At 52.4% G+C, this 21915-nt stretch carries 18 protein-coding genes; 8 read left to right on the forward strand and 10 right to left on the reverse strand.

Annotated features, from left to right (window positions below; genetic code table 11):
* The first annotated feature begins 104 nt into the window (after positions 1-104).
* Complete coding sequence (locus IPH59_16185; protein MBK7093224.1) at positions 105-800, forward strand: hypothetical protein; 696 nt, start codon at positions 105-107, stop codon at positions 798-800.
* 49 nt (positions 801-849) lie between these two features.
* On the opposite strand, the gene IPH59_16190 is transcribed toward IPH59_16185, so the two are convergent.
* Entirely contained in the window at positions 850-1422 is a 573-nt protein-coding gene (locus IPH59_16190) for a hypothetical protein (GenBank protein ID MBK7093225.1), read from the reverse strand.
* A 237-nt stretch (positions 1423-1659) separates the two neighbouring features.
* Here IPH59_16190 and IPH59_16195 point away from each other — a divergent pair, with 237 nt between their 5' ends.
* Positions 1660-2523: a hypothetical protein gene (locus IPH59_16195; GenBank protein ID MBK7093226.1), complete on the forward strand. Its 864-nt coding sequence runs from the start codon at positions 1660-1662 to the stop codon at positions 2521-2523.
* 354 nt (positions 2524-2877) lie between these two features.
* Positions 2878-3474 carry an energy transducer TonB gene (locus IPH59_16200; GenBank protein ID MBK7093227.1) on the forward strand — a complete coding sequence of 199 codons (597 nt, stop codon included), beginning with the start codon at positions 2878-2880 and terminating at the stop codon, positions 3472-3474.
* Here IPH59_16200 and IPH59_16205 read toward each other — a convergent pair.
* On the reverse strand, positions 3406-5445 hold the full coding sequence (locus IPH59_16205; GenBank protein MBK7093228.1) for a hypothetical protein: 2040 nt from the start codon (positions 5443-5445) through the stop codon (positions 3406-3408). The two genes, IPH59_16200 and IPH59_16205, sit on opposite strands and share 69 nt — an antisense overlap.
* 776 nt (positions 5446-6221) lie before the next feature.
* Here IPH59_16205 and IPH59_16210 point away from each other — a divergent pair.
* The 4 genes from IPH59_16210 (at position 6222) to IPH59_16225 (ending at position 12071) form a co-directional block, all read left to right on the forward strand.
* Complete coding sequence (locus tag IPH59_16210) at positions 6222-6650, forward strand: OsmC family protein (protein MBK7093229.1); 429 nt, start codon at positions 6222-6224, stop codon at positions 6648-6650.
* Between the two features lie 703 nt (positions 6651-7353).
* Positions 7354-8868: a dockerin type I repeat-containing protein gene (locus tag IPH59_16215; protein ID MBK7093230.1), complete on the forward strand. Its 1515-nt coding sequence runs from the start codon at positions 7354-7356 to the stop codon at positions 8866-8868.
* A 279-nt stretch (positions 8869-9147) separates the two neighbouring features.
* Positions 9148-10530, forward strand: a complete 1383-nt coding sequence (locus IPH59_16220; protein MBK7093231.1) for a dockerin type I repeat-containing protein — start codon at positions 9148-9150, stop codon at positions 10528-10530.
* A gap of 245 nt (positions 10531-10775) precedes the next feature.
* On the forward strand, positions 10776-12071 hold the full coding sequence (locus IPH59_16225; protein ID MBK7093232.1) for a hypothetical protein: 1296 nt from the start codon (positions 10776-10778) through the stop codon (positions 12069-12071).
* Positions 12072-12114: 43 nt separating this feature from the next.
* On the opposite strand, the gene IPH59_16230 is transcribed toward IPH59_16225, so the two are convergent.
* From IPH59_16230 to IPH59_16240, 3 genes are all read right to left on the reverse strand, one after another.
* On the reverse strand, positions 12115-12705 hold the full coding sequence (locus tag IPH59_16230) for a YdeI/OmpD-associated family protein (GenBank protein ID MBK7093233.1): 591 nt from the start codon (positions 12703-12705) through the stop codon (positions 12115-12117).
* Positions 12706-12732: 27 nt separating this feature from the next.
* Positions 12733-13530, reverse strand: coding sequence for an META domain-containing protein (locus IPH59_16235; protein ID MBK7093234.1), 798 nt, complete (start codon positions 13528-13530; stop codon positions 12733-12735).
* 65 nt (positions 13531-13595) lie between these two features.
* The gene (locus tag IPH59_16240) at positions 13596-14141 is read right to left on the reverse strand and encodes an META domain-containing protein (protein ID MBK7093235.1); all 546 of its coding nucleotides are present in this window, start codon (positions 14139-14141) and stop codon (positions 13596-13598) included.
* A gap of 209 nt (positions 14142-14350) precedes the next feature.
* Here IPH59_16240 and IPH59_16245 point away from each other — a divergent pair, with 209 nt between their 5' ends.
* The gene (locus tag IPH59_16245) at positions 14351-15355 is read left to right on the forward strand and encodes a hypothetical protein (protein ID MBK7093236.1); all 1005 of its coding nucleotides are present in this window, start codon (positions 14351-14353) and stop codon (positions 15353-15355) included.
* Between the two features lie 44 nt (positions 15356-15399).
* On the opposite strand, the gene IPH59_16250 is transcribed toward IPH59_16245, so the two are convergent.
* The 5 genes from IPH59_16250 to IPH59_16270 all read right to left on the reverse strand — a co-directional run bounded on the left by IPH59_16250 (position 15400) and on the right by IPH59_16270 (position 21378).
* Positions 15400-18273, reverse strand: a complete 2874-nt coding sequence (locus IPH59_16250) for a protein kinase (protein ID MBK7093237.1) — start codon at positions 18271-18273, stop codon at positions 15400-15402.
* Between the two features lie 49 nt (positions 18274-18322).
* The gene (locus IPH59_16255) at positions 18323-18979 is read right to left on the reverse strand and encodes a tetratricopeptide repeat protein (protein ID MBK7093238.1); all 657 of its coding nucleotides are present in this window, start codon (positions 18977-18979) and stop codon (positions 18323-18325) included.
* A complete protein-coding gene (locus IPH59_16260; protein MBK7093239.1) occupies positions 18964-19185 on the reverse strand; it encodes a tetratricopeptide repeat protein in 222 nt (73 codons plus the stop codon). The genes IPH59_16255 and IPH59_16260 overlap by 16 nt, the downstream gene beginning before the upstream one ends.
* Before the next feature lie 51 nt (positions 19186-19236).
* On the reverse strand, positions 19237-20571 hold the full coding sequence (locus tag IPH59_16265) for a protein kinase (GenBank protein ID MBK7093240.1): 1335 nt from the start codon (positions 20569-20571) through the stop codon (positions 19237-19239).
* A 246-nt stretch (positions 20572-20817) separates the two neighbouring features.
* Entirely contained in the window at positions 20818-21378 is a 561-nt protein-coding gene (locus tag IPH59_16270; GenBank protein ID MBK7093241.1) for a porin family protein, read from the reverse strand.
* Positions 21379-21915: the final 537 nt, after the last annotated feature.

The following is a 21915-nucleotide window of genomic DNA, read 5'->3' on the forward strand; positions in this document are numbered from 1 at the left end:
TCGTTGGCCTATGCTTGTTGATTTGGACGTGCGGAGATGACAAAGTAATCGCACCCCCGGAAGACACGACACAGCCTCTGAAATACCAAAGCGAATCGGAGTTGTTGGCAGTCTATACCTCCGGAACGCTGCGTCCACAGGAATGGCTCGTTCGCAAGATCGACCACGAACTTGACCTCATTCGCACCACTTGGTCCGACTCCGTTCCCGACGTGAATATAAAGTTCTTAAGTCCCTTCATGGGATCAGGTGTGACCATACGAGTGACTCCCCAGCTTCTCGAAGAACTGAAAGCCGGAACCAACCTGGAATGGAACGATCTAATTGCTGAGCTGGCATTGAATGTCCACTTCTACGATTGGAATTTCAATCCGCATTATATCGGACTAAGGCCGGCCAATATCATGCATCCAATCAGACTCGCCGAATACTTCGTTGATTTTCCCGGCGTTGAGTACATTCACGCTGGCGGAAATCTTCAGGGTTGGGAAGATTTCTATGCGCGCGTCCCTTCGGCTAGTGGAGCTAAGTATTACTTCAAAAACTGCACTTGCCCCGAACTGTGGCACGCTTACGCGTACATTGAAGTCGATAGTGACAGCGCGCACCTACTTGGTGTTCATTCCGAATGTTTCGAAAGCATGGTCAATTACCCGACTTGGGTTTCGTATGAGCGCTTCGAGGAGTTGATTGACAGTCTCGAGTCCGTCAAACCGGCTTGGGTTGACACTGCAAGAACTGCAGTATTCGGATTGGCCAACGGCGACTACTTTCAATGGTCGAAGAATTCGGGAAAGTAAACTAATACACTTTGCTCAATGTGCGTGCCTTCTTCCTCCGCCCGCCTCATCAATTACGCCTCCCCCTCACCGCCATCACAGCCAATGCAGCATTCAGAATAAAAATATACGCTGCGAACGTCGCATTCTCAAAGTTGAAGACCTGCACCGACAACAAACTTATCCCAAATCCGACCGCGCTAATACCATATCCAATCCAACTCTCGGATTGCGGATGTCGATACGACTTGATCAACGTCGGTATCGCCGCCAGCATATCAGCCAATAGCGAGAACAGCAGCGCCAAATTCGGATTGTCGGTAATCGCCCAGAGAATGATCCCGATGATCGCCGCCGCCATCAGGTAGTAATCGCGCGGATCACTTTTCCAATAAGCTTTCTTGTTGAAGAACGATGCCGCGACGATTAATAACGGCATGAAGCCCGCGACAAACGACGTCCACGAAATACTCGCAACGCCCTGCACCCTTTGCGCCACAAAGATGACCATCGGGAATATTCCCCACAACAGCCACGTGATGCGGTTGGGCTGGGCTTTGCCGACGATGGTATCGTACAAGTAGTACAATCCGCCAACCGAGCCGATGACAGCGCCGACAATCGCCCAATATTCCGGAAGCATGCGTCAATCACCGCAAACCACCAGCGACTGTCAAGACTTTAGTCCGTAGGTCGACTTCAGCTTTCTTGGTCCATATTTGACCTTGACAATTTTGACTAGGCTCTTAGCTTGAGGGTGGTACGGGCATCCCTGACATCTCAAGGTCGAGAATATTTTCGCCACCGATGCTATACTTAATTAGTACTTCGCTAACGTATTAGACCAAACCCTAACGCATACCGCTTAATTGGAGGTTGTATGTCTAAACGTGTCCCCAACCAAAGACACATCGGCGCGGGCGCTCTGGCAATACTTGCCGCCGCGTTTTTGTTTTGCACATATGCATCGGCGTCTCCACTCGACAGTCGCGGCGACCTCAATCTCAACGGACTTGCGAATGAGGTGTCCGATGCGATTCTCTTCTCCGACTTCTTCTTCGCTGGATTGGCGGCATTCACGACGGATGTCGACGCCCAGGTCGCCGCTTCCGACGTCAACGCCAATAACATGCCGCTTGAGTTTCGCGACCTCGTATATCTGGCCCGCATTGTCTATGGCGATGCAGTACCCTTTCCCAAGTTGCCCGCAGTCGACACATTGACAGCCCTTTTTACCCAGAATACTTTTTCCCAGTATGTGCGCGTCGAATCTCCGCACACGCTTGCCGGCGCAATTCTGGATTTCGACGGTGAGATCACCCCGGACTTCATGCCGGCCGCGCCTGATAACTTCTTCCACCTGACAATGAATCTCAGCGGCGGTACCCGGGTACTTGTGGCCAGCGGTCAGCCCGATCAAGCCTCGAACGGATATTGGTTCAGCTATACCGGCGAAGGCACCCTCGTTTCCGTGACAACGACGGATTTCGCGGACTCGCCGATCGATGCCCAGATTGCCTTTGAGACCGCACCCGCAAACTGCGGCGATTTCAACGCCGACGGCCATAGGAACATTAGCGACGCAGTGTCCTTGATTAATTACATTTTCGTCTTCGGACCGCCGCCTCTTGATGTCTACGCTGGCGACGTTGACTGCAACAGGATACTGACTGTAAGCGATGCAGTTTACTTGGTCCTCTATGTTTTTGCAGGCGGTCCTGCGCCCTGTACCAATTGCCCGTAGTCTATGATTAGTTCGTAGATCTTTGGTAGGACAGACATTCCTGTCTGTCATTGCGCCTCTTTCGCTCAGGTAGGACAGACATTCCTGTCTGTCATGCGCCACAATCAACCCTGTCCCAACGCAGCTCACTCCAGCGTCTTGTACACTTCGCAAATTTCAATTCCCCTCTTGAGAGGGGTGCCTTGAGCGCGCGATCCGCCGCGGCGGAGAGCGCGATCAAGGCGGGGGTGGCTGGGCGCGGGGGTGTCCCTCCCGCAACCTTCACCCCCTCATCGACTTTATTGTTGATTCTACTCCGCTTTGCGCTAACATATCTCTCAACAAGATTCTGCTCGATTCGAAACCGAGGACTAAATGAAAACCACTCCGCGACCAGTCATACTAATTCTCACCATAGCTTGCATCGCGACCATGTTTGCCGCCTGCGCCACAAAGAAGACGACTTCTACTCCTCTCGGTTCTGGTTCTGGCCAGAGTCTCAGACTCGGCACTGGCTCCGACTCCACCGGACAAAACTTCGGACTACTCGATCCGGATGCCACACGCAAGTCTGACTCGACAGGAGCTGTTGAGGTCGAAATGCGTCCAGTTCAACTTAAATCGCCTCTTCTAACCTATCCGGAAATTGCCCGCAAAGCTGGAATCGATGGTTCAGTCTGGGTCACGGTTCTGGTTGGAATTGATGGAGTAGCTCGAGCCACCCTAATCGAAAAGGATTCCGGAACACTTGTCGGTTTTGAAGATTCAGCGCGAGCCTGTGCCAAGGCATCACGATGGAAACCGGCGGAGAACCAAAGGTCGCCCCGTTGCGCTCTGGGTTACCTACGAGATAAAATTCCAGCTCGACGATCCTCAGTAGGACAGCGCTATCCGTTCCACTTCCTACTCACACCCGCTGCACGGCGCCGGTCCCGAAGCAAATATGAAACTCACCATGTACACAACATCTGAAATATCCATCTGCCCGCTGCAGTTGATATCGCCGCCCGCTGAATCCTGTGGTGCTGGTCCTGCCGCAAAAATGTAGTTCACCATATAGACCACATCCGAAATATCGACGCTCTGCGACCCGTTGCAGTCGCCGCAAACAGACCCGCCGATCTTTTCGAGAATCAGCAAGCCGTTGTAATTCGCGACATAAACATTATTCCCGGCAATCGCAACATCACGGGCTTGCGAGTTTGTTCCAAATGAGGCCGCCCAGACCGGCATCGCGGGATTGCTGATATCAACCACCCACAGACTATCCGTCTCACCGCCCAGATAAGCATAGTTGCCGTCAAGTTCCACTGTCCACAGCGGACCAACCATCGCAACTTGGCCAATGCGCGTCATCGCCCCCGGATTCTTGACATTGATAATCTCCAGCCCGCCATACCAGGTCGCAACGTATGCCAGCGTATCGCGCACAGCCACTGCCATCGCTTGTTTCGCCGTCGGGAAATTTCCTTCTTGGTGAATGCTTGCCGGACTACCAACATCATAAATCCGCAGTCCCCCGTTGTCGCAAGCCGCATAGACTATCGTATCAACTAAGTCAATTCCCCATGTCGTTCCCGGCGGGTCAAACATTCCCAAGTAGTTCGGCGCTTCTGGTAATGCCATGCTGTGAATGACAAAACCGGAATTCCCCATTGTCGCACATAGCAGCGTATCATCGATATCCAGTTTGTTCATATCTCCGCCGCCAAATATCTCGCCAACCGGCACAGGGGCTTCGGGATCCGATATATCGAACACATGGATCTTGTTCTGACGGTCATCTGCCGTGTAGGCATAATCTCCGCGCACTTCAACATCCGAAGCCGAGTATGATGTATGCTCACCTGCGAGAATCGGGTTGGTGGGATTCGAAATGTCAAGCACGTGCAGCCCCGTGTTCATGTTCGCAACGTAAGCATAGTTGCCCGAGACTGCGACATCCAGAACTACGTACCGTGATTGGTACTTGCCGACTACCGGCAGCGAAGGCAAATTATTGAGGTCGACTACCATCAACGAATCAGTATCGCAGAAGTACGCCGTATGATTTCTCACCAGCACATTGTAAATGTAAGGCGCATTCAATGTCGCGGTCAGCGTTAATGTCGGGGCCTGCGCAAGATTGATGACCTGCAGCGCACCCCAGTTTGCCATAACTGCAAAGCTATCGCAGAATGCAGCATCACAGATCACACCGTTTGCGTTCCAGCTTCCTGCCAATACCGGGTTCTGCAAATCGCTGATGTCGATGTAACGAAGCCCCTTCGACATCACAGCTTGTACCGCATAATCTCCGCGCAAATCGAAACAATATCCCTGATCCGTCGAGAGCAAACTGCCATACAACTGCGGGCTTGCAGGATTGCTGACATCAATAATCTGAAATCCGCCGTTCCAGGTCGCGACGTAAGCGTAACTGTCGCGTACTTTGACATCCATGCCAACGCGCGCGGAATCGCAGTGGCCAACTTCAAATATGTCGGCGGGATCGCTGACATCGAGTATTCGCAGCGCATGATCCCACTCATTGACATACGCCAAATCGTTCGACACTGCCGCAGCGTAAACTTGTCCGTCCGGATCAAAAAGACCGACCTGGTTCATGTGTGCTGGATCGGAAATGTCGACTATCCGAAGTCCTCCAGCACCGTCCGAGATATACGCCCGCCCACCGTCAACAACGATCTTTCTCCGATCCCCGCGCGGCAAATACACCTGCCCGACCGGCGTCGGCACCGTAGAATCGCTGATATCAAACGCCATCAATCCGAATGGACAGATAGCGTATCCATAGTTCCCTTGCAGATCCATATCGTTGAACTTTGTCCACAGCGTACTGCCCCGAAACTCAAGCGTTATCTCCTTTGAATTCTGCGCAGCAAGCGGATGCATTAGCGCCAAAACGCTCAGGATTACGGCAAGTCTGATAAGTGCTTTCACTGCCAACCTCGCGCCAAAATTGTTGTATTTGTGCTATTCTCTGCAGGAGTGCCCGTTCAATCGGATTCTTTCATCAAAAGACAAGAACCACAGTCACTTCGAAGACCATGCCCACCCCATTATTGACAAGTTACTACATATTCCATTTTTGTCAATAGTCGCCTTTTTTGCCAAAACCCCGACACCCAATCATTCCACCGTCAACTTCTACTCCCCTCTATCAAGAGGTGGGGGGTGGCGGAAGCGCAAACCCGATCCCCCTGGCAAGCCAAGAGGGGCCCGGTCGGAGGACGCGGGACGGGGGTGTGTCCGCCACGCCCGCGCAAGATTCCCCTCTCCCGTTTTGGGAGAGGGGTTAGGGGTGAGGGCAAAAATCTGTTGCTATCCACTCGACATTATTTTTCGCGCCAATAAGTGAAGGCACTGATGTTCGCTCAGAAGCGCCAGCTTTGCCGGCCCAACATGTGTTTGCAGTGAGTTCGCAACGGCCGTTGCGGTTTAACAATCTCGATCTCACTGCGAAAACTTGCAGGGGCGAGTCTGCAAAAGGTAGCCCCGGTTGCAGATGCAAATGGTCTCTAAAGTGAGCACCGGTTTCGGTGAATGGCCCTAGCTGTCCCGATTAACCCGGGTTATGCCGTAATTTTTGAAGAGAAAGAAGTCAATTTAGTAGACACTTAAACGAAACGAAATCTCGACCTGTTCAAACCCGTCACTCATTCTTCCGTACTAATTGGTAAACTGATACGATGTTTACAATTACATAGGAGGAATTAATGATTCGTAAAGCATCCGCCGTCTGGAAAGGCGATCTCAAAGCCGGCAAGGGCACAGTCTCGACCGAAACCGGCACCCTCAAAGACACGCAGTACTCGTTCACCTCGCGTTTTGAGTCCGGTATCGGCACCAATCCAGAAGAACTCGTCGGCGCCGCCCATGCCGGTTGTTTCTCAATGGCGCTTTCGGCTTGTCTTTCCGCCGCTGGATTTGTCCCCGATCAGATCTCAACAACCGCCAACGTCCACCTCGACAAAGTTGAAACCGGTTTCAAGATTACCCAGATCGAGCTTGTTACTGAAGCTCGCGTAGCAAACATTGACGAAGCCAAGTTTCAAGAAATCGCCGCCGGTACCAAAGTCGGCTGCCCGATTTCTCAGGCTCTCGCCTCAGTCGAAATCAAACTCACAGCAAAATTGATTAAGTAATTTCGCATCCGCCGTTCCCCTCTCCCGCCGCAGGCGGAAGAGGGGTCGGGGTGAGGGCAAAAAATTAACTTGACAAACTCGCACTCGAATGCCAACTTCGAATTGTCGATCTTAACCCGGTAACTTAAGTACATCTAAATTTAGTATAGGGCCTCATCATCGCCTCATTGTTAGCGTTTTAGACTTAATCCAATTCTCGAAGACACGGGAGGAATTGCTATGTCTAAGCGCGTTCTTACAAGAACATCGTCATTTCTAAACTCAGCCGCAGTATGCTCCGCTAAGGATCGCGTTACGTTACTGCTGCTATATCAGTCAGCAAAGCCGCTCAGTACCTTTAGTAGACTTACGGCGCTGGACTGGTGATTTTTTTGTTTCGGCTTTTCCGTCTAAGCTTTTTCGCCGGCGCAGACGCCGGCGCGAGCTGCGACTAGCCTCTTCGCAAATTGCCCGGTCCCGACTACACAACCGGGGCCGGGTGCTCGATATACCACAGTACGCTGTGGACCTATTTGGGAGACGACGCGACCAGGATTCGCGCAATTGGCAACTTGACAATCCACGATTTGAGGTTATCATTAGATACTGCTATCGAATGAACTAAGAGAAAACAGTACTTCAAAACATTCGATTGGAATCTTAGCCCGATCATATTGCTAACGTTTTAGACACTGCTTTAACCAAAACCCGTTGAGGAGGTTGTATGTCTAAACGTGTCCCAAATCCGAGACACACAGTCACTGCCGCGTTGGCGTTGCTAGCCTTCGCGCTCTTACTAAGCACTTTTGTGCCTTCTATCGCTCTTGCCGCGCGTCCGCTGGTTACCATCGAACGCACTAAAGATGTTATTCAGGGGCTGTACGAATATGTCGAGATCAATTTTGATCCGAGAGGCACGGGCACCGTATCTGCCGGATTTGACTTATTGATTGCATACGATGACGCTGCGCTCACACTCGAAAGCGTCTCGCAAGGGAGCCTGCTAACGAATTGCAGCTGGCAGTTCTTCGTCTATCGTTCGGGAGTGGAAGCTGGCTGCGAAGGCGATTGCCCTACCGGTCTTGTGCGAATCGTCGGACTCGGAGACTCGCCGACAGTCCCCGGAGAGCAGACCTGCAATCTCGGGGATAACGGAGCAGGGACGATTGCGGTTCTGAAATTTTACGTGAAGAACAATGCAGCATACGAGTGTATGCTCACACCTATCGAATTCTATTGGAATGATTGCGCCGACAACGGTTTTGCTTCTGAGACGGGCGCGACTTACCTCATTTCAGACACCGTATTCTCAGCCACCGATGACTTCAGCTATTATCCGATTCCGCCAACACTACATACTATCGAAGGTGCCCCGGCGAGTTGCATCACAGGTGGTTCGCCCAATCAGCCTACAAGAGAAATCAACTACCGTCATGGATACATCAACATCGTCTGTGCCGATAGCATCGACATGACCGGCGATCTTAACTTGAACGGAATTCAATACGAGATTGCTGATGCCGTTTTGTTCTCTGAGTACTTTCTTTACGGCCTTTCAGTATTCAATGAAGACCCCATATTTCGGCAGGCGCAGATCGGCGCAAGTGACGCTAATGATGATGGCAATGTCCTCGAGTTCCAGGACCTGACCTACCTCCTTCGAGTTATCGTCGGTGACGCGCTGCCATTTCCGAAGGAATCTCCCTCCGACACTGCTGTCGCTATCTTCACACAGAATACAGTCGCCAAGACTGTCCGCGCATCGTACCCGACCCAACTCGCCGGTGGTGCGTTCGCATTCATCGGAGAGATTGTGCCGACCTTCCTTCCTGGCGCACCCGGAAACTTCGTGCAGGACTATCATTACGAGAACGGCGTGACCCGCGTGTTGCTGTCAAGCTCCACTCCGCATAATTCACCCGACAGTCTCTGGTTCTCGTATACCGGCAATGGAACTCTAAGTTCGGTCCAAACCGCCGACTTTTTCGACACCAGAATCACGTCACAGATCGTCATTGAAGGCGCTCCCGCAATATGCGGTGATGTCAATGAGGATGGCTCTATCAACATCAGCGATATTGTCGCAATGATTGGCCACATCTTCGACATCTGGCCCGGACCATTTGACCCGGCACTCGCCGATGTCGACTGCTCCGGTCAGGTTACTATCTCCGACGCTGTCTATTTGTTGCAGTATGTCTTTTCCGGCGGCAGCGCGCCCTGCGCCAACTGCCCATAGTTTGAGTTGAAGTACTCATCCGCTCGGAGCATTACTCCGAGCGGATGAGATTCTCAGAGAGAGATTCTTACTCGATGTTACATACACAATTGGCGGAATAGCCGGTTGAGGAGGTTGTATGCTTGCTCCATTTGTCCGGTCGCGCACTCGCAGACATGACCGAACAATCGCATTGGCGTTGCTTGTTTTGCATTACTTTTCGTTTCAGCGTCATCGTTCGCCACGACCACCATTTCAATCCCGAAAACGCACAATACGCAACTTGGCGATACCGTCCTGATGCCCGTGCGGCTCGATCGCGATGAGGCTGGCCCTGAATTTGGTTCCTTCAAGTTGCAAATACATTACACGGCATTTCTCGTGGACTTAGTTTCCGTCGAACCAGGCGACATGGTCTCCGGTTGCGGTTGGGAGCAATTCGATTATCAGCTTAGCATGTTGAACGCTGATAGCTTAGGCATTATCACCATATCAGCAGTCGCCGATGTTGCAGGAATTCCCGGCACGCCCGGCTGTTACCTTGGCCCGGCACTTGGATCAATTGTCAATCTCAAGTTCCACGTCCCCAATGACGAATCGAATCAGTGTCAGGCCGCATTTGTCCGATTCTTTTGGCCTGACTGTGGTGACAACTCCTTCACAACTCGCGATGGTGATTCACTGTACGTCGCCGATGACGTTTATGGGTGGGACTATGTACTGCCCGTGCCGGCTACACTGTCAACATACGCCGGGTTACCAAACTCCTGTCTGTCCGGTCCCATCGAAGGAAAGACTCCATACCGTGCCATAACATACAAACCGGGATACATCGACATCACATGTGGTCCCGATCCTTTTGCTCGCGGCGATTTCAATTTGAATGGTATCCCATACGAAATTGCCGATGCTGTGCTTTACTGTGAGTATTTCATGCACGGACTCGCGGCTTTGGATCCAAATCCTCAAATACTCGAAATGCAAATCCAAGCCAGCGACGCCAACAACGACGGCACGACGCTCACCTTCCGAGACCTGACCTACCTTTTGCGCATAATAGTCGGAGATGCATTGCCATTTCCGGATCCGCATGTGGTCGATACTCTGTCCGCTACGTTTACCCAGGACTTCGACGCCAAAGTCATCAGTGTGGATTTCGCCGGCGACCTCTCTGGAGCATATCTCGAATTCACGGGCGACATCGTCCCGACATTTTTCCCGGCAGCTCCTGTCGACTTCTTCCAATGGTATTCATTCGATGGAGTAAAGACGCATGTGATGACCTTGTCCAGTACACCAAACCCGACTCCCGGCCCAATCTGGTTGACGTACACCGGTGAAGGCAACCTCGCCTTTGTCGGTACATCCGACTTCAACGACAACTACATCCAAGCCAATATTGCCTATCAAAACGCACCAACGCTTTGCGGCGATATCAACTTCGACAACACGACCAGTATCAGTGATGCAGTGTACTTGATTGGCTACATCTTCGCCGGAGGTCCTCCGCCTATTGACGAGGCTGATGCCGACGTCGACTGCAGTGGAATTGTCACCATTTCGGATGCCGTGTACTTAATCACATACGTCTTTGGCGGCGGCGCCGCGCCATGCCCAAAGCTGTCCCTTAGCAACCTCGGCTCCGTCAAATTCAACGGAGCCGTTGCCACAGATAAATCATAGCCCTGTAGACTCAAAGGAAAGTCCCTACAAGTGGACGAAATATGATGTCCATGCAACCTCTCAAACGGCGCACATCATGTAGTTAGAGCCCGCTTAACTTAGTCTTTGCCGGCGCTATCTGATCTTATCGTTCTCAACGCTAATCGCACGGCCAACGGTTTCGATCGGCCAAGGCTACTCATACTGGGAATACTCAATATCAAGTAGATATCAACTACAACCCGGACTTCTCCGGCCTTCGGTCAATGGCGTTTCAACTGACGATTGAGTACGATGAAACTTTGTTCAAACTCGACACGATTAAGGCGGGTCGCCTACTAACGGACTGCAATTGGGAAATATTCACATACCACCCAGGCGCAACGAATTGCGCTGGCGAATGTCCACCCGGGCTCGTCACTATAACTGCGATTCGGTCGTGGGTCTTCACACTCGATCCCGCATGCGATCTTGGATTGTCCGGCTCCGGCACCATTGCAATGCTGGTGTTTACTCCAATCAGCCCGAACGTATCGGCTTGCTCCTCTTACCCACTTCGTTTCTACTGGGAAAGTTGCGGCGACAATTTGTTTACAAATGTCTACGGAAACCTCTTCTACGCCGATACTGTGTTCAGAAGTACCGGTGCAAACGACTTCTATCCAGTACCCGCAACGTTGCACACGAATCAAGGTCGACCCGGACTCTGCGGCGCAGACAACAGTTTGAGTTGGCGGGCAGTTAACTACCGCGAAGGCGGGATCGAGACCATTTGCGGGGACCCGCCCCCTCCCGACTATGGAGACTTAAATCTCAACGGTTTGACATTCGAAGTCGCCGATGCAGATCTTTTTGCGAGCTACTTTCTTCACGGCCTCTCGGTTTTCAGCACAATTCCGTCTCAGCGCCAGCAACAAATGATCAACAGTAATGTCAACCACAATGGGCTCTACCTCGAGTATCGTGACCTGATCTACATTCTGCGAGCCATCGCAGGCGATGTCGTGCCGTTCAACGATATCTTCCCCGCCGACACGATGACGGCAGTGTTCACGCACAACACGAGTTCCAAATCTATCCGCGTTGATTCGCGCGCGCCGCTTGCAGGTGCTTACCTGACATTCGCAGGCGAAATCACTCCAACATTTCTTCCCACTGCACCGGGCAACGTCTATCAGAGCTGGTCGTTTGAGAACGGCGTAACCAAAATCTTGCTCGCGGGATCGGAAGCAGATCAAGCGCCCGGCGAGCCTTGGTTTACTTACAGCGGTGAGGGCACGCTTCTGACCGCAGAAACCACCGACCTCGACAACTCTCGCGTTTACACCCAACGCAGGACAGAGCTCGATCCGGTTGCATGCGGCGACGCAAATCGTGATCTCAATCTCAATATCTCAGATATCGTTGTGATGATTTGGGCGATATTCGCCGAGTGGCAAGGAACGATTGACTTGGAAGCCGCCGACGCAAACTGCGACGGCTTCTTGACAGTCGCGGATGCCGTTTATCTATTCAGTTATCTATACAGCGGCGGAACCGCGCCTTGCGCTGCTTGTCCGTAGTCTGACTTACAGCAGGTCTGTCCGATAAACCAATCGGACGGATCTACTTCTTGCTCGAATCTTTGGCTGTCATCAACCCCAGCCTTTTACCCTGCTCGCTATCAGAGATCAACTGCGCAAGTCGCCTCGCTCTTGTCTCTTCCTTCTTGGCACTCATCACCCAATAGCTTGAAGTCCGCTGATACCAAGGGGCTTGATCTGAATAATACTTCCAAGCCTTCTTGTTCTTTTTGAATTCCTCGATGTACATCTCCGACATGGTGCGCTGTTCCTGTTCATAAGAATAGTCGCGTCGCCGCAAGGAATTCGCCTCGAACATTTTCTTCCCCGCCGGTTGAATTAAACCCTCTTCAAGCAGTTCGCCGTATCGCTTGATATTCACCTTGCTCCAGTTGCTCGTCGATTTGCGCGGTGTGAAGCGGATCTTGTAGCTGTCGCCGTCGATACTCTTGCGTATGCCGTCGATCCAACCGAAGCAGAGCGCCTGATCGACCGATTCCTTCCAAGTGATACTTGGCTTGCCGGTGCCAACTTTATAGAACCCTACCCACAGTTCGGCGACCTTGGTGTGGTTGCTCTTAAGCCAGCGCCGAAACTCTGCTGGGTTCTTGAAGAATTTTGGACTGTCGGTCACTTACTGCTCCGCTCAACCTTCACCCAATTATTTCTTCGCCTTGAACCGCGCCAACACCGCGACATCGCTGTTGATTGTCAGCACTTCATCTTTGATAGTGTAGGTCAATGCCTGATCCAGCGCTTCGAAAAGCGCCATCTCAATATCGGTGCCGGAAGGACACGCCATTTTCGTAGCCGCCATGTGACCAAATATTAGCGTGTCGGCGTTGACTGCAAAACTTCCCGTCATACGATTGCAACCGCCGTAACCGGAGACCTTGCTTCCTTCGGCAGTCAACTGAATGTGAACCGGCTGTCGTGAAGAATCCGCGACAGTTTCCATACCGCGCAGTTCAGTCAAGATCCACATCGTACCGTAAAGAATGTCGCTTTCCGTTAGCGGCGCATAACTGGCGACATGCGTGAGGTCATAATTTAATTGCGAGTCGATTTCTTTCCCCGAGCGGTCAAGCAACCGCAACGAGTGCGCCGATGTGATCGCAAGAATCGGTCCTTCGCCCGAAGCCGGTCTCAAGGTGATCTTTCCCGCCGCCGCTGTCCAAGTACCGTTTTCGAGGAATACGTTCTTCCCTTCTGCCGCCTTGCCCAAGTATTCGCGACGCTCGACATAGCTGCTGTCGGCGCGAAGGTCCAATGTCAACGTGATTCCCTCGCAATCAGCACACGGGATCGTACCGCTGAATATCGCCGGAAGCGAAAGTTGTTCCGTTGCCGCCGACAGTCCTTGCGTCGCCGGCTCACTCTGTGGTTCACTCTTCTTGGCACAGCCGGCAAGCAAGGTCATTGCCGCAAGCATTGTCGATACGAATATTCTCAATGTCATTTGTAGCCTCCGTAATCTGTGAGAAATAGTTGACCTGATACTTTTTCATCCTTGATTGCCAATTTCTAATCAATCGGTATCATCATTACCGACGCCTCGAAACTTGCGACCAATTCCGCACCTGTCGACAACTCCAGCACGTTGCCGATGACGCGATAGTTGGTCACCCGCGACAGCGCCGCGATGATTTCACTTTCGATCTCCATCATTCCGGGACAGAACACCTTGGTAGCGCCGATTTGAGCGAAAACCAGAGTCCCGTCGTTGATACGATAGCTGCTCATGATCCGGTTACATCCGGTATAGCCGATGAGCCGGCTCCCTTCAGCAATTAACTCTATATAAATCGGACGCATTCCCGGTTCGACGAAAAGACTACGGCCATTTACGCCGGTGAGATACCAGGTTGTTTCTACCAACGCGGCGTTAGTTGGGATTCCTTGTCCCGCCTGGCCAATCTCCTGAGTTGTAATCTCATCGACCTCCGCTGAGTCTTCAACAACTTCCTCATAATAAGTCGATTCTTCCGGCACAGTGCGAGTGTATCCGAAGCATCCGCCGACGACCATTGTAAGTCCGGCGATGCCAAGTAGCTTGACGAGCGATTTCATTCATTGCCTCCAGTCTTCTGACATTGTAGAATAAGCTGTCGATTGCCGACCAACAAGGACATCCTTAGATTGGACACCGGTCCGATACTGAAACCTTCTGTGGCCGCAATCGTATCTGTAATCTGTTACCAATTTTTTGAAAGGACCCAATAGTGTATACAGCCTCCAATTCGAAACGATCTCTGCGTGATGTAGCCCTAATTCTGCCAGTGTTAATCGCGATCTTTGCAGCGGTAAGTCCCCTGCTGGCGCAGGAAGACACCACCATCACCGCAACCGAGCAGATGCGCAATGATGCAATCGCCATGATGCCGCTGGTGAAAAGCGATTTCGCCAAGGTGTTCCTTCAGTCAATGATGGAACTCCCCGCGATTGAAGGCAAGCGCATCATATATCGCAATCGCGAAACGCGCGGCGCCATGACCGAGGCTGAATTCATCGCATCGGGTCTCGACACAACCTCCGGTTTTGTCAGACGTGAATACGGCGAGGACTTCTACTATTTCACGGGATATGGAACACCGGTGGCCGTTGCGCGCGCATATGATCTGCTCGGGCAAGCCGGACTCAAATCCGCCGATGGTTTGAAACTGGTTGATTTTGGATTCGGATCTATCGGTCAACTGCGCGGGCTGGCTTCGCTTGGTGCTGATGCGACCGGCATTGAAGTCGAAGCCGTTTTCAAATCGCTCTACTCCCAGCCGACCGACACCGGTACGATTGCGCGCTGTAAAGTTGCCGGCAAAGGGAAACCCGGACACCTGCGCGCCTTCTACGGATTCTTCCCGACCGACTCACTGATTAATGCGCAACTCGGAAGTGGTTTCGATGTATTCTTCTCGAAGAACACGCTCAAGAACGGTTACGTCCATCCTGAACGCGAGGTCGACCCGAAGATGCTTGTCCATCTCGGCGTCGATGATTCCACCTATGTCAAGCGCGTCTACGACTTGCTCAAGCCGGGCGGATACTTTATGATCTACAACTTGCACCCGAAGTACACCGGCCCTGAGGCAGAAAAGTATATACCGTGGTCCGATGGCCGTTCGCCATTCAAGAAAGAGCTATTCGAACAAATCGGTTTTGAAGTGCTGGCATTTGACATCGTCGACACTCCGGCGGCGCATGAGATGGCGAAAGCTTTCGGTTGGGATAAGGACATGGATCTTGCCAATGATTTGTTCGCGATGTATACGCTGGCAAGAAAGAAGTAAACCGAATCTACGCCGGTTTGCGACAATGAAGACGCGCTGATGACCTACTGGACCGGGCCGAAGTAGCGATCGAGCCAAGCAAGGACTTCCTTGATATGCTCATTTCGCGGCACCGAATGACCGAGCGGATAACTGATGTATTTCTTGTATTCCGGCGGCGTGCCAAGCAGGTCGAACATTGGTTTCTGTGAGGTCTCTGCCGGAAAGAAGAAATCCAGCTCGCCGTTGAGCATCAAAGTCGGCTGAGTTACGCGCGAGACATAGTTGATCTGATCGGCTTCCGGCAGGCTGCGCTGAAACACCATGCCGGCAACATAGAGGATGACCAGGTTGATCCGCTTCTCGATAGCGGGCATGATCGCTCCCATCGCACCGCCCCAACTGATACCATAGTAGGCAAGCTTGCACAGGTCGATATCGTTGCGCGTTTCGAGATAGTCAATCGAGCGCGCGAGATCTTTACCCCACATTATCACATGATCGCGATAGAACGCAGTCGGTTCGGGATAGTCCGAATTGAGTTCATCGCCGCGTTGATAAGTCCCTTTGTAAATCGGCAGCAGTAATGCGCGACCGCTCTTGACAATAAACTCGGAGCGCCTCAGCTCGGACGGGCCGACAGTTGTGCTGTGAATAGCGAGCGACCCGGGAAAGAGAACCACTGTTTGCAGCGGGTTCGTGAGTTTCGGCGGGAGATAAAGATAGGCGATCATCTGCTCGCCGCCATAAGCGGCTGCAAAATGAATCGTCTGACGAATGCCAACGTTGGTTGGTTCTTCGGCGACAATTTCCGCATTCAACGGCGTCGGGTCGTAGTGGAATTGTCTCAGGAAGAAATTGAAAACCTCATCCGGAACCGGCTTCTCCACCCGGAAATCACGAAACGGTAACTCGATTTGTCGCTCAAGATTATGGCGATTCGTTTCCGTCTCAAGCGGTCGAATACAGCGGAATCCGTTGGTCGCATTTCTATTGAAAGCGCTGATTGCAAAGGCATCGGTAAACGCATACTCCGCATCGTTCCAACCGCCGCCGAGTATAAACCTGTCGCCACGGCGATTGCATTCATTGAGCGCCCATTCGGGCACATTACCGGCAAGATCGTGTACCCCAAAACGATTGATACTCGCGGTCGTGCCTACCGGAACCGGCCCTTTGTCCGAGAAGTTGGCAAGTGGAATCATATGCGAGCTGGCAACTGTGAACGCAACTCGATTCCAATGGAATATCGTCGGCAGTTCCTTGCCCGCCCAAGCAGCGTAGGCATTCGCTTCGAACCAGCTCACACCTGTCACTGGATAGTTGTCCTCGCCATGCGGATACTCGCCCATCTCCCACTTCGCAGGACCGGGTTGCCCGATGGTGTCGACAAAGCGCGCCATGGCTTCTTCCCAAGAAAGTGTCCGATCGCCGTCATTGAACGGATGCCGCCAAAAATCGCGATTTCGATATCCACCCGCATCCACGAATTCCTTGTACATGCGATTAGTCACTGGATGGCGGTCCATCAAGAACGCGACCGTCGGCTCGGAAGTCAGATGGTCGAGTCCCGGCATAAAGAGATTGAATTTGCCCGCCGGTACGCGTTCCATTTCATCAGGAATCTCTCCCGGCTTGGATAGTAGATAGTGCCACATCGGAATTGCTGAATCGGTTGCGCCGGCGGTGCCAAGTTCATAGATCCAGAGAACATCTTCGGAACAGCGGTAGTCTGCTAACTCGACACGGAGTTGAGTGATGCCGCGCGGAAATCTCAGGTCAACCAATGGCGTCGTGCCCAGCCGAACCCAATGAGTTGACGACTTGCCGTAGTATCGCGCAGAGACCAGCGCACCCGGCGGGTCGGAGGTAATCGAAATCTTGCGGGTGAAGTCTTGCCACAGTTGCTCAAGCTTGGGATTGTCCGGTTCGAACTTTCGGATTTCGCACGCGAGCAGGAATGCGTCCCACGCTTCGGGCCCTTCATCAAGTGTCTGAATCGTTTCAATGATGCGCATCAGCTGCGGCAGTGCTTCATCTCTTACCCAATTGCGGAGCTGCGACAATTCAGCAGCCAGGTCAGCAGCGCTTTGATGACGCAAGTCGGGATCCTTTTCGACACATCGACGAATGATCTGTTCGAGCGGCTTTGGAACGAACTCAGCAAGATCGGTGATCTGATTCGGATCAAACTTGAGAATCGAGCTGAGGACAGCGGAAGTGTTCGCGCCGTCAAATAGCCTTCTGCCGGTAGCCATCTCGAAGAGGACACAGCCAAGCGCGAAAATATCCGTTCGCGCATCAACAGCTTTGCCGTCAATCTGCTCGGGCGCCATGTATTGAATCGTGCCAACAATTGCCCCGACGGTCGTGAGCGGCACAACAGCAGTCTTGGTTTCGTCCGACAACGGGGCATCAACAGTGGTGGTGGGACGCGCCAATCCGAAATCGAGCAACTTCACGCCGGAGTCGGCGATCATCACATTGCCGGGTTTCAAGTCGCGATGAATGATTCCCGCGGAGTGAGCCTGCACAAGCGCATCAACGATTTGAGTCGCGACTTTCAGTAATTCGTTCACTGCCAGCGGACCCCGCTCGACTCTGCCGGCGAGTGTTTCACCTTGCAGGTACTCAAAGACGAGATAGTCGCCGCCGTCAAAATGCCCGATATCGTAGAGCGTGCAAATATTCGGATGATTGAGTTGCGAGATGGTTCGGGCCTCCCGTTCGAAGCGCGCACGGATATCGGCGGAGGACGCCAAATGCGGCGGCAGGACCTTGATCGCAACGTCACGGCCGAGGCGCGTATCGACCGCGCGGTAGACTTCACCCATTCCACCGGCGCCTAGCTTGCCGACGATCGAGTAGTGATCGATCTGTGATCCGGAATCGAACTTGCGTTGATGAGGGTTGCTATCTGGTGCTTCGTTCGTTGACATCTTATGCAGTACGATACAGAGTGATGCTGCTGTTTATGAACTTGAAGAGCTAATCATCCATTCCAATCTTCTTGAGAAATACCGGCCAGCGCGGATCAGAGTGGAGCGACTTCAAGAACGGCTGCGTTTTTGTCAACGGGATGCCTGAATCGCGGATGTCATAAGCCCTTTCGAGCCATTCAAAGGCCTTGTCAACTTCGTCTCGGTAAGCGCAAGGACATGACAATCTGGAAGGCCCACTTTTCGCCTTCATTCTTAAGCAGGCCAGATGGAGATCCGACTCTTCTTGTCTGCCGAGCGCAAAAGCCACCATCGCAAGGCCGCAATAGCGAAATCCGGCAGTTTCTTTTTCCACAAGCTTGCATGCCTCTTCAAACTTGCCTTCAACCAAAGCAGAATAGCCTAGTGCCAGATGGAGCGCTGTCATATCCGGACTCAACTCCAGAGCACGAAGCAATGTTTCCCGGGCCTCGCTATGCCTGCCGGCACAACCGAATATGCGGCCCAGCTCACGGCAGGCAGTCGGATTTAAGGGATCCAGTTCAACCGCAGCCTTCCCAAGCGTGATTGCGCGGTCGAAATTTCCGAAGATGAACTCGCAGGACGCCAGACAACTCGTAATCGTGCTGTCACTGGGCGCCAATTCGTGCGCTCGTCGAATCTCGGCTATGCTTTCTTTGACCTTCAGTTCTAAGCGCCAAGACAAAATGTAGCATAGCCAAATGAGCCTCGGGCAGTTGGTCGTCGAGCGCGAGCGCCCTGTCGGCAGCCGCCCTGGCCAATGGGATGCTCTTGATCATATTCGCCATGTCCATACGCCACACGGTATCCATAGACAAAGCTGAGACCTGCCCAGGCACGGGCATTATCCGGATCAATCGCAATGGCCTGCCTATATAGCTCAACAGCCACTGTCCAGGCTCTCTTTCGTCATCTGCAGATGCGATTGTTGTGCGCGGAGAATCAACGAATAACTTTCAGGGTTGATTCGTCTTTTTCGACTTCGATGCCAACAAGAGTGACATGCATTGCTTTGGAAACAGCGCCGGCAATCTCGTCCTGCACCGCGAAAATGTCGTCGAGTACGCGGTCGTATGTCTCCGACCAGAGATGAAATCCGTCAGCAACATTTACCAACTGCGCCGTAATGCGCGCCCGATTGCCCGCCTTGCGGACACTGCCCTCAAGAATCGTTCCGACGCCCAGTTTTTGCCCGATACTGCGCAGGTCTTCGTGTTTGCCTTTGAACGCAAACGACGAAGTACGTCCAGTGACTTTCAGTTCGGGATTTTTAGCGAGCACATTCAGCAATTCTTCGGTCAGACCATCCGAGAAATATTCGTTCTCGGGATCGGCGCTCATGTTGGCGAATGGCAACACGGCGATCGAAGGCTTGGCCGTCGTGACGCGTGCGGTGGCGCTGTGTTCGCCCGGTTCGACAAGCCGCGACAATGTGCGAAGATCGGCTACCAAGTCGGCGGCCGATTGATAGCGTTCTGCAGGTTGTTTTGCCAGACACTTGGATACTATGCGCTGTAGTTCCGGCGGTACTTCGGACTTATATCGCGCCAGCGGTTCCGGCGGTTCGTTAATGATCTTGTTCATGGTGGCAACGTCATTGTCCATTTTGAACGGCGTGCGCCCGGCAATCAGTTCATACATCACGATGCCCAGCGAAAACAGATCGGATCGCTGATCGGCTTCGAGCCCTCTTGCCTGCTCGGGCGACATGTACGCCACGGTACCGAGAGTCGAACCGGCTTTCGTCAACATCTCGCTGCCTTTGATGCTTGCCAGGCCGAAGTCGAGAATCTTTGGACGCAGTTCCTTGTCGAGGATGATATTCGCCGATTTGATATCGCGATGGATCACGCCGACACTGTGAGCTTTGCCGAGACCTTCGGCAATCGGCAGAACGAGCTTGATCACATCCGCGGCAGTTAACTGCTCGTCGCGGGAGTGGTGTTGAAGTGTCTTGCCGTCGATGTATTGCATCGCGAAGTAGGGCCTGCCCTCCCATTCGCCGACCTCGTGAATCGTGATGACATTGGGATGATCGAGTTTTGCTACCGATTGTGCCTCGCGGGTGAAGCGAGAGCGGACATCGGCATCCTGAGCGACGTGCGACGGCAGGAATTTCAGCGCGACTCGTCGTTCGAGTTTGGTGTCTTCGGCGAGGAACACTTCGCCCATGCCGCCGGCGCCGATCTTCTCGACGATGCGGTAGTGATTGACCATGCCGCCCGGTGCAAGTGCGGCAACATTGATTCTGGTCTTGTCGGGAATCTCTTCGCTCAAACTTCTATCACCAACATCTACGACTTTACAGGGTTCTTAACTCTACGAACACCACTATGATAGCAGTCTGTCGTCAAATCGGCAATATAATTGAAGGGATTGTGCCCCTTGGCTCGGTTTTTCGGCATCTATTGTAGAGCGACACAGTCCGCTATCTGGCTTTGCCGGGCACAAAAAAATAAGTCGGGTTCCTCGATGGGAACCCGACCTTGGATTCGAAGGCGTTGACAATTTTCAATTCAGTCGTCAGAATTGAAATAACAGACCAAGATTGATTGAATAGAAATCCGATTCGGCGCCCTCCAGTACAGCGTCCGGCAGTTCCTTAAACTTATAGTCAAGGAACACGTAACGAACATCGCCGAAGATCCTGACAGTGGGTGAAGCCGGTATTTCAAGACCTGCTACCAAGTGCCAACCGAACTCCTGCGAGGTTTCGTCGTCGATCCCGATGTCGTTGTAGGCATCAGAATAATCGAACGTCGTATTGTACCAGCCTGCTCCAACGCCTCCATAGATGATGGGAAGAGGGTAGAGCAATCCAGTCGCCGTTATCGGCCAATCTCGGACCGTCAACGCATTCGATCCGAATTTTGCCTGGCGGTAACCGATATCGCCTTCGATTGCGAGAACGGGCGCCAGTTTGAGGCGCAGAGTTGCGCCGCCAAGATAGTTTGCATCTTCAGCATCCTGGGACTTCTGAATTCCCAGATGCGGTCCGAAGTAGGCGCCGGATTGTGCCGTCAGCGAAAGCGGCAACATCAGCATCAGCGCCACAATTATTGTCATATTGGTTTTCGTATTCATGCTCGTCTCCTATTGTTACGAGTGTGTCTGCGGGCTTTGACCCGCGACTGAGTACGTCCCAGTTGTGTTGGACTGTGTACTGCTCGGACCTGCGGAGTGGACTTTCAGCAAATCCATCGTCGGACGAAACAAGTAAAAGGGCGTGTCGGCTTGATTGATATGATCAGCGGCGGTTCTTAGTCGCCGTGAATTGTTTGACTGTCAGTTTAACAATCGAAGGTTGCAAAAGGTTTGATCAAAATGCAGAAAAATTCAGATTGATATACATCATAGGTCTATGTTGTTGATTGGTGGTTTGTTAATCGTCAAAGAACAAAAACGATCATGCGGGCAAAGCCCAGTCCTCGACTTGTTTGTTAGTTGCAAGGACAGCTATCACGGTGCAATTGCGCCTTACTTGGATAGATTCCGAGTATCCCATCGTGCTCTTCAACTGCAGCTCGCACGCACGACTTGAGCAGTATTGTGGAGTAGACTGCCAAAAAGAACAAGAAAAATGAGAACGCGAAAGAGAATATAGAGTCTGGAAACGGAAAT

The organism is bacterium (assembly GCA_016708315.1).
Classification (GTDB): domain Bacteria; phylum Zixibacteria; class MSB-5A5; order CAIYYT01; family CAIYYT01; genus JADJGC01.